This is a genomic window from Pseudomonas sp. S1(2024), assembly GCF_046557535.1.
Map to the genome: position 1 here is coordinate 48,151 of NZ_JBKGFP010000102.1, position 7,744 is coordinate 55,894.

Genomic DNA, 7,744 nt, shown 5'->3' on the forward strand with positions numbered 1-7,744 from the left:
GATAAACTCTCACTAGAACGTTTTTTTAAATTTCAAGGAATCAACTTCAAAGTCAATAGCGGAAAATCGAACCAGGTATCGTCCGCCCCCTCATTCTCGAAGTTAATGCTCACTTTCAAATCAAACGTTTGGCCAATCTTCTGTTCATTCAGAATGCGTTTATCGAGTATCACCACGACCTCGCGATCACGTACTTCCTGCTCGCTGACAGGTCTGCTGCGTAATACGTGCACAAGGCCGCTACCATCTTTTTTCACACCGTCATAGACGACGTTGAGCTGCTGCCCCACCCCCATGAAAGCCCATTGTCCCAGGGTCAACTTGGCTCCTGTCTCAGGTACGCTTTCAAGCGGCAAGTCCGTGCCAGACGTTCCTTCACATTGAATAATCGGATATCTCTCCCGCGTTAACGGCAGGACCCGTAATTGCACTGGCGGTGATTCCAGCGTGGGTAAGTCCTCGCGCAACAAGCGATAAAAAACAGGGAAGCGCTTCTCCGCTGCAGCTGCAGTCGCCTCCATGTTGGCGGCAACGACGGTAGGCGGAATAGTGAAGTGGTACGGTGGCGCACTTCCTTCCACCAGTGTCTCTTCGTATTTCCCGGCCGTAGAACGGCCTTGCCATACCAACTGCAAGCGTTCGCCCGGACGCAGGCCAGGGTCGGGTACCTTGACAAGAGCCCCGGGTATTGCCACTTGAGCGTCCAGCCGCATATTCGGCATGGGATTCTCAGTGACCCCATCCCCTATCTCCACTTGCAGGAAGTTGCGCCGCTTCAACACTTCAATGTCCAGCAACTTCCCGGCAAGGCCCACCCCTTCGCGCGCAACGTGATAACCGAGCTTCAACCGCTCAACGCCCTCGAGCACCTGTGCGTCCAGATGTATACCCTGCACCCCACTGGCCAGCGTACTCAGGTCGGCACGCAACGCAGCAACTCCCGGCTCATTGTTGACATGCAGCAATGTCCAGTCGGCGGTATGCAACTCCGGGTAGTGGGGCACATGTACCATCAGGCCATCGAGAAACTTTTCCGGATCGAGCGGCCCCCCGGTGTAATTCACGATTTCCAAAGGAGGCAGAAGCGCCGGGTCTGCAGGTATCGAATCAATCCGGTAGGTTTGGACTGGCCCATCAAGCGGATCTTCGTGATCGACAAAATCAATCTGGTAATGAACTTCCGCACGCCCCTTCCGGATAAACCCGAACTCACCTTTGGGCACCCGCCAGGTCAGGCTGCGGCCAACCTGGTCATCTCCAACTACAACTGAATACGTTTTCTCCTGGTCAAAATCTCCGTTTTCTTCATATCCGCGAAAAATCAATTTCACAGTGTCGCCCTTGCGCATCGCCGCATAAGGCGGCGCCACAAAGTTAACGCCGCCACTACCCAAAGCGTTGGGGTCGATATGCAGGGCATGGGACTCGATGGCCTGCGCCACTGGCATGTGCTCCATGCGATGAGGCCGTACCCCGACGAAGCTGAACGTGCGCAGCGACTCGCCAGTTGTACCGGTCAAACGCTCATAGGAATAAAAGGCATAGCCTTGATCGCCACTCTTCAAAAAGCGATTAGCGATATCTACACGCATCCGTTTTGTGACTGGGTCAAAATTCGGTGATTCAACCTCTATCTGGACATCCACCGAGTCCAGCTCTTCTCCCAGCGCCGTGGCACCCCGCCAGAGAATCCTGAGCCTGTCGCCCTCGGCAATGTCTTCGTAGTGGATGTAAGTCACCAAGTCTTCATCGCCCAATTCCTGCAGGTCGATTTCATCGTACGCATTACGGACTTCAATGATGGGCGCAGGCAGCAGTGCTTCGCGCCTGGTTGCAGGGGGATGTCGCATGAGAATCGCCTTAATCAGATGGACTGGCGATGAGTTATAAGTCCAATCGGCACGCGCACCAACTGGCAAAAATACTAGGTTGCCGTTGGCCTATCACACCGTTAACAGAGACGCACCTGACAATTCTGACAGGTGCTTTCCTATCATTTCTGCCAGGTGCCTCCAGCTACGCAAGCTTTTAGGCTAATGGCGCGACTCCACAACTCCGCACCAGCCATCCGCGGTCCAGACCAGGGATTAACCATGGAAATTTCAAGACGTAACATCCTGCTACCCGCAACTATCTTCCTGCTTAGTGCGACGATGAACCTACAGGCGCTCGCTAACGAACCACTCGGCGGTGTTACATTAATCAGCAAGAACAATGCGCCTTGCGGATTTTCTCCACCCGCCGAAGGTTCGGGGCTGACAATTAATTATGCGACCAACAGCCCCAGTTACGAATGTTACCCCGAGACCACTCGAAGCGTTCATTTTGACAGGCTTCCTTCAGCCATGGAAATCATCTTCTCTTCGCGACCCGACTGTAATACTGAAGCTGCGGAAGACAATGAGTACTGGTTAAAATTCAAAACCATCGCTACCAACACCGGCTCGCCAAATATTTATTCTTTTGAAGAACTTCAGTCCTACTCAAAAGGCCAAACCATCTTTCGCGGCCTGAAACTCGTGGACAAAAAAACGGTGAATGGCGAGACAATGCGCGATGCGACCAGTTGCGTGAAATTCATTGCATCCCCCGATATCGACACACCTAAACCCCTGGATGCACTGACATTGATAGACGGCGACCAACTCCCCCCGTTAATGAGCACGAAAGCGGAGAGCGCATTTGCCCCGGATCGTCGATGATCTTTCAACGAGATCATTCGGGCGACGAAGAGGAACCGACCCGTTATGATTGCCGCCTTGCTGTAGGTTATGAAATCAAAAACCGAAAATGGTCTATAGCCTTTCGGGAGTCCGGGCTGGACCCGGAAGACACAAGCGCAAGCCAGTTCGCAAACAATAAACGCTATATCTATTTCACCTGCCCGATCAACACCGTCATGACCGGCCGTTATCACAAGGGTGATGAGAACGGGGATACCAAATATCAATGTGGCGAACTCGTCAGCCGCATTGATGGCCGAAAGGTTCTGGTCGAGCCAACCAAGTGGTCACCAGAGCATGCCGAATACAGCAGCACCCAAGAAACATGCCCAGCGCACGAAGTCATGATCGGTCGCGCCCACAAGAACGATGAGAACGGTGAAACCCGCTTCTTCTGCGCAACTCTCCGTCCGGCCGCACAATAGAGGAGCACACGGATATGTCCGCCATCTCGACAGCACAATCCAATGCCTACAACTTCAGCAGTTTTGTGCAGAACAGCGTAGACCCGCGCACCGGGCAGTACACCTTGGCTATCGTACTGCCAGAGCTGGTGGGTAACGATCAGATGGGCCCGGCGTTGACTCCGCGCCTTGGTTTCAATCCGATGAACCAGTTGGATGCGGGCTTCGGCACCGGCTGGGGACTGAACTCCAGCCAATATGTGCCCGCCACCAACATGTTGACCATGCAAACCGGCGAGACGCTGAAAGTTACCGGCAGCGACATGGAGGATGGTACCGGGCTGGTATTCGATGAGCGCAAAATGGAGAGTTTCCACCTGCACCAGGAAGATGCAGAGAACTGGCGCCTGGAATACAAGACCGGCCTGGTAGAATTTCTGCAACTCAAAGGCCCCAGCGACCGACGCATCGCTTTGCCGGTCCGCATCGAAGCAGCATCCGGGCATTGGATCACTCTGGACTACGAGGACTTCAATGAGACACCTTGCCTGACGAGCATCGTTGACGGCAACGGCGTGACATTGCTGAAGGTTCACTATGACAGCGGTAGCGTGAAGTTCGACCTGTATCCCGACGTCGACAGCGATACCCAGCCCTCGGCCCGATATGAAATCAAACTCGAAAACCGCGGATCCCCGACGCAAAGGGTACCTACCCAGGTGCTGCTACCAAGCGGCAAAGGCGCTGGCTGGACCTTTGATTACTACCACATCGAGTATGACGAGGACCTGCAACAGTACATGGCACTGCTGAAGGAGATCACCACACCTTCGCGAACCTTGCGGCGCACTGCATCGTAGTAGAAGTGTGTGTACACACCATTGGTGTCCTGCTGGCGCATTATCTGGCCGGTGTAGCGTGATACGGCACTGTGCAGGGTGCGTTGCCTGAGGTCGTGGCCCTGTACGGTGTGGCGGATCTGGAGCAAGCTCTGCTTGCCGTCATCGCCGTTGATCAGGCTGTAGAACGATGTGCTGGTGGTGGTCCTGTCCTTGATCGGGTCGTCGCCATGCTTCATGGTCTGGCGCACGACATCCGGGCGCATGTGCAGCAGGGGGGTATCCGGTTTTTCCAGGTAGGTGAGTTCGGTGTGCTGCAGCAAGCCCCTTTCGGCTGGAAGAAGAAGTTGCCGTGATGCCGCTGAGCCCCGGCGACCTCACCCTGAATTTCCAGGCCCGCTATTACCAGACCGCGCCCACCGTAACCCCGGGCGAGGCCAATGGGGCACTCAATTTCACCGTCACTTATCGCTGATTTGCACCCGGCCTGGCAACTTGCTTGCCAGGTTGTTGGTTTGGGAAAAGCAAAAACGCAAAAATGCTCCGCATCGAAAGATGGGGAGCATTTCTCGTTATAGGGTGCGCCCACCACGTACAGCCCAAGCGGGCAATCCGTGTCCTGGGAGCCAGGAAAAGGAAGCCATGAGAGGCTGGAGAGCTTTTTTCAGTACAAAAGCAAACGCCCCGAACAAGTCGGGGCGTCTGGTTACATGTTTGGAGCGGGAAACGAGACTCGAACTCGCGACCCCGACCTTGGCAAGGTCGTGCTCTACCAACTGAGCTATTCCCGCATTTTTAAGCTTTACCACTATCGGCGTGAAGCGCCTTGAAGACCTTCACCACCACTGCACCGCATAGACGCCACAGTATTTAAACTGGAGCGGGAAACGAGACTCGAACTCGCGACCCCGACCTTGGCAAGGTCGTGCTCTACCAACTGAGCTATTCCCGCAAATGGCGTCCCCTAGGGGACTCGAACCCCTGTTACCGCCGTGAAAGGGCGGTGTCCTAGGCCACTAGACGAAGGGGACACACGACACTTTTCAGTGCACCAGGTTTGAACCTCACGATTCAGCCTGGATTTTCTTTTCCTGCCCCGCAGTTAAGCGTTGCCGGAGAAACTGGAGCGGGAAACGAGACTCGAACTCGCGACCCCGACCTTGGCAAGGTCGTGCTCTACCAACTGAGCTATTCCCGCAATTTGGCGTCCCCTAGGGGACTCGAACCCCTGTTACCGCCGTGAAAGGGCGGTGTCCTAGGCCACTAGACGAAGGGGACACGCTGCTGGCATTACTGCCTGCTTTCACTCCCTGCCGCGTTTCGCTGTGTGCTTTACGCTGCAAGTGGCGCGCATTCTATGGATGGTTCGGACAGGCGTCAACCCCTTTGTAGAAATTTATTTAAATCAATGACTTCCGGGTGAGTTGGGGTGCAGATGCGGGATGGGATGCCGATATAGAGAGAAGCAATCCTGTGCCGGCCCTTTCGCGGGCTTGCCCGCTCCCACAGGGTTGTCGCCAACCCTCAGGCCTGTGTTGCACCTGTGGGAGCGGGCAAGCCCGCGAAAGGGCCGGCACAGGGATTTAGCAGCTGTTCGTCCCACACCGAACTCACTACACTCAAGCTGTAATTCTTCTTCAATGAGGCATTAACGGTGACACCACTTCTGATCACCCTGCTCATCGTGGCGGGTATCGCGCTGCTGATCGTGATCGGCTACCTAAACAATGTGGTCGAGAACGGCAAGCTCGAACGCGCCCGGATGAAGATCGAGCTGGCCGACCGCCTGCGCCGCTGTGGCGAAATCACCGAGACCTTCCCCGGCCAGTTCATGACCCCCGCGCTGAAGTTGCTGCTGACCCGCCTGGAGCTCAACCTCAACCAGCGTCAATTGGCGATGGACAAGCACAATGCCGAGATCAAGGCGCGCATCGCCGAACTGGAAAACCTGATTGCCCAGGGTGCGCAGATCCCGGTGAACAACCCGCCCAACCCGATCCAGACCGAGATCAAGGCCAAGGATGTGCGCTTCCTGCTGGAGGCGTTGCACAACCAGGTGACCCGCGCCGCCCAGGAGGGCTTCCTGCCCACGCCCGAGGCCAAGCAATGGATCAAGGAAATCCGCCATATCCTGGTGCTGCTGCATATCGAGTTCTTCAACAACCTCGGCCAGCAAGCCCTGCAGCAGAACCAGCCGGGCCAGGCGCGCCTGGCCTTCGAGCGCGGCGTGCAGTACCTGCGCAAGCAGCCGGAACCGAAGGTGTATGAAGAGCAGCTGACGTACCTGGAGAAGCTGCTGGCTCGGGCCAATGCCCAAGTGCTGGACCGCATGGCCCCGGCGGAGGACGAGCAGAATGAACTGACCCAGGGGCTCAAGACCGATGAGGAAGAGACCTGGAAGAAGAAGGTGATGTACGACTGATGCTTCAACCTGTACCGGCCTCTTCGCGGCTAAAGCCGCTTGTGTCTTGATGGGGGATTAGAATTTGGAGTGAGAGCGGTGAATGGCAAGCTGAATGCCGTAGGTGCCTTGAGCACGTGTGGGAGCAAAAGCTGCCATTCACCGTTCCACTTTGGCGAGAGCCCGAACAGTTGGATGCGGCTCTGATCTCGAATCACAAGCGTGGGCCAAGCCAAAGTCCTCTCACTGTTTTGAGTTTAGGAGGTTTTGGTGATGGCTTCCTTCTTGGGTATCGATGTTTCCAGTCTCTCCCTTGATGCTGCGGTGCGGCCACAGGGCATCAAAATGCATTTAAGCAATGATCCAACAGGGTTTGAGGCGCTACTGGAGAGCCTTCGCAAGCTCAGTATCAAACGCGTCCTGTTAGAGGCGACGGGTGGCTACGAGCGAGATGTCATGCGTTTTCTACAGGACGCTGGCTACAAGGTCATACGCGTCAATCCCAGGCGAGCCAGGTCATTCGCTGACTCTTTAGGCATCAAGGCCAAGACTGACGCCATCGACGCCGAGGTTCTGGCGCACTATGCCGAAGTCATTCCAGATCAACCCTCTCTACGAGTCAGCCCCGAACGAGCGCTTCTGCGAGAGTTGCTTCAGCAACGTGATCGGATGGTTCAACAGCGAGATGACGACCTGCGGCGCCTGAAGCAGGTGCAATCGACTGCAGTTGCTAACTACCTGAATGCCAACCTGAAACACTTCAAGGCGCAGATCAAACGGGTTGAGTGTGAGATCGAACAGCAAATCGCGATGCTGAACGACGAACGGGTTGCCCAGCTGATCAAAGTGAAAGGCATTGGGATGGTGACGGCGGGCAAACTAATAGCGCTGCTGCCGGAGCTAGGTCGGGTTGAATCCAGAGAAATTGCCTCCCTGGTTGGGGTGGCGCCCTTCAACCACGACAGCGGGAAATTCATGGGCAAGCGCTCTATCTCTGGCGGGCGATTTGCGGTCAGGCGATCGCTGTACATGGCATGCCTTGTGGCGATGAAATACAACCCAGCACTCAAGGCTCGTTATCAGTCACTGCGGGAGCGCGGAAAACTTCCCAAAGTCGCTATCGTGGCCTGCATGAGAACGTTCATCGTGCGGTTAAATGCCATGCTCAGAACGGGTACATCATGGCTCGATCTAGTGCTACCGCAGCCTGAAAGTACAACGTAAATCCAGAACGCAGCGTGAGCCGCGTGGAAGCGGGCTTGCCCGCGAAGCCAACACCGTGGTGGATGGCACGGGCTTCGCCCGTGTTCGCGGGCAAGCCCGCTCCCACAGGGATCGCGCCAGCTTTTTGAAATTGAGCAAGACAGTTGCTCCCAC

Annotated in this window: 8 protein-coding genes and 5 tRNA genes; 6 read left to right on the forward strand and 7 right to left on the reverse strand. The window is 55.7% G+C overall.

Going from position 1 to position 7,744, the window contains the following annotated elements; translation table 11 throughout:
* Positions 1 to 32: 32 nt before the first annotated feature.
* Positions 33 to 1,850: a hypothetical protein gene (locus ACLCGK_RS27905; RefSeq protein ID WP_410953371.1), complete on the reverse strand. Its 1,818-nt coding sequence runs from the start codon at positions 1,848 to 1,850 to the stop codon at positions 33 to 35.
* A 243-nt stretch (positions 1,851 to 2,093) separates the two neighbouring features.
* Here ACLCGK_RS27905 and ACLCGK_RS27910 point away from each other — a divergent pair, with 243 nt between their 5' ends.
* Genes ACLCGK_RS27910 through ACLCGK_RS27920 form a run of 3 tightly spaced genes read left to right on the forward strand, consistent with a single transcriptional unit; the run spans position 2,094 to position 3,987 of the window.
* Positions 2,094 to 2,702 carry a hypothetical protein gene (locus ACLCGK_RS27910; RefSeq protein WP_410953372.1) on the forward strand — a complete coding sequence of 203 codons (609 nt, stop codon included), beginning with the start codon at positions 2,094 to 2,096 and terminating at the stop codon, positions 2,700 to 2,702.
* The gene (locus ACLCGK_RS27915) at positions 2,699 to 3,148 is read left to right on the forward strand and encodes a hypothetical protein (RefSeq protein WP_410953373.1); all 450 of its coding nucleotides are present in this window, start codon (positions 2,699 to 2,701) and stop codon (positions 3,146 to 3,148) included. The genes ACLCGK_RS27910 and ACLCGK_RS27915 overlap by 4 nt, the downstream gene beginning before the upstream one ends.
* Positions 3,149 to 3,162: 14 nt before the next feature.
* Positions 3,163 to 3,987, forward strand: coding sequence for a hypothetical protein (locus ACLCGK_RS27920; protein ID WP_410953374.1), 825 nt, complete (start codon positions 3,163 to 3,165; stop codon positions 3,985 to 3,987).
* On the opposite strand, the gene ACLCGK_RS27925 is transcribed toward ACLCGK_RS27920, so the two are convergent.
* Positions 3,891 to 4,289, reverse strand: a complete 399-nt coding sequence (locus ACLCGK_RS27925) for a hypothetical protein (RefSeq protein ID WP_410953375.1) — start codon at positions 4,287 to 4,289, stop codon at positions 3,891 to 3,893. The two genes, ACLCGK_RS27920 and ACLCGK_RS27925, sit on opposite strands and share 97 nt — an antisense overlap.
* Positions 4,290 to 4,321: 32 nt before the next feature.
* Between ACLCGK_RS27925 and ACLCGK_RS27930 the strand changes: the two genes are divergently transcribed.
* A complete protein-coding gene (locus ACLCGK_RS27930; protein ID WP_410953376.1) occupies positions 4,322 to 4,441 on the forward strand; it encodes a fimbrial protein in 120 nt (39 codons plus the stop codon).
* A gap of 240 nt (positions 4,442 to 4,681) precedes the next feature.
* Here the strand turns inward: ACLCGK_RS27930 and ACLCGK_RS27935 are convergent.
* From ACLCGK_RS27935 to ACLCGK_RS27955, 5 genes are all read right to left on the reverse strand, one after another.
* Positions 4,682 to 4,757: transfer RNA gene (locus ACLCGK_RS27935), tRNA-Gly, on the reverse strand.
* A gap of 85 nt (positions 4,758 to 4,842) precedes the next feature.
* A tRNA-Gly gene (locus ACLCGK_RS27940) sits at positions 4,843 to 4,918 on the reverse strand.
* Positions 4,919 to 4,921: 3 nt separating this feature from the next.
* Positions 4,922 to 4,997, reverse strand: a tRNA-Glu gene (locus ACLCGK_RS27945).
* A 91-nt stretch (positions 4,998 to 5,088) separates the two neighbouring features.
* Positions 5,089 to 5,164 (reverse strand) — tRNA-Gly (locus ACLCGK_RS27950).
* A 4-nt stretch (positions 5,165 to 5,168) separates the two neighbouring features.
* Positions 5,169 to 5,244, reverse strand: a tRNA-Glu gene (locus ACLCGK_RS27955).
* 376 nt (positions 5,245 to 5,620) lie between these two features.
* Between ACLCGK_RS27955 and ACLCGK_RS27960 the strand changes: the two genes are divergently transcribed.
* Entirely contained in the window at positions 5,621 to 6,388 is a 768-nt protein-coding gene (locus ACLCGK_RS27960; protein ID WP_410953377.1) for a hypothetical protein, read from the forward strand.
* Positions 6,389 to 6,640: 252 nt separating this feature from the next.
* Positions 6,641 to 7,591: an IS110 family transposase gene (locus ACLCGK_RS27965; RefSeq protein ID WP_075047071.1), complete on the forward strand. Its 951-nt coding sequence runs from the start codon at positions 6,641 to 6,643 to the stop codon at positions 7,589 to 7,591.
* Positions 7,592 to 7,744 lie beyond the last annotated feature (153 nt).

What these genes read in the sequence shown, in the direction of transcription:
- ACLCGK_RS27965 (WP_075047071.1), top strand. Translation starts at nt 6,641, where the DNA reads ATGGCTTCCTTCTTGGGTATCGATGTTTCCAGTCTCTCCCTTGATGCT.
- ACLCGK_RS27920 (WP_410953374.1), top strand. Translation starts at nt 3,163, where the DNA reads ATGTCCGCCATCTCGACAGCACAATCCAATGCCTACAACTTCAGCAGT.
- ACLCGK_RS27915 (WP_410953373.1), top strand. Translation starts at nt 2,699, where the DNA reads ATGATCTTTCAACGAGATCATTCGGGCGACGAAGAGGAACCGACCCGT.
- ACLCGK_RS27905 (WP_410953371.1), bottom strand. Translation starts at nt 1,850, where the DNA reads ATGCGACATCCCCCTGCAACCAGGCGCGAAGCACTGCTGCCTGCGCCC.
- ACLCGK_RS27930 (WP_410953376.1), top strand. Translation starts at nt 4,322, where the DNA reads ATGCCGCTGAGCCCCGGCGACCTCACCCTGAATTTCCAGGCCCGCTAT.
- ACLCGK_RS27910 (WP_410953372.1), top strand. Translation starts at nt 2,094, where the DNA reads ATGGAAATTTCAAGACGTAACATCCTGCTACCCGCAACTATCTTCCTG.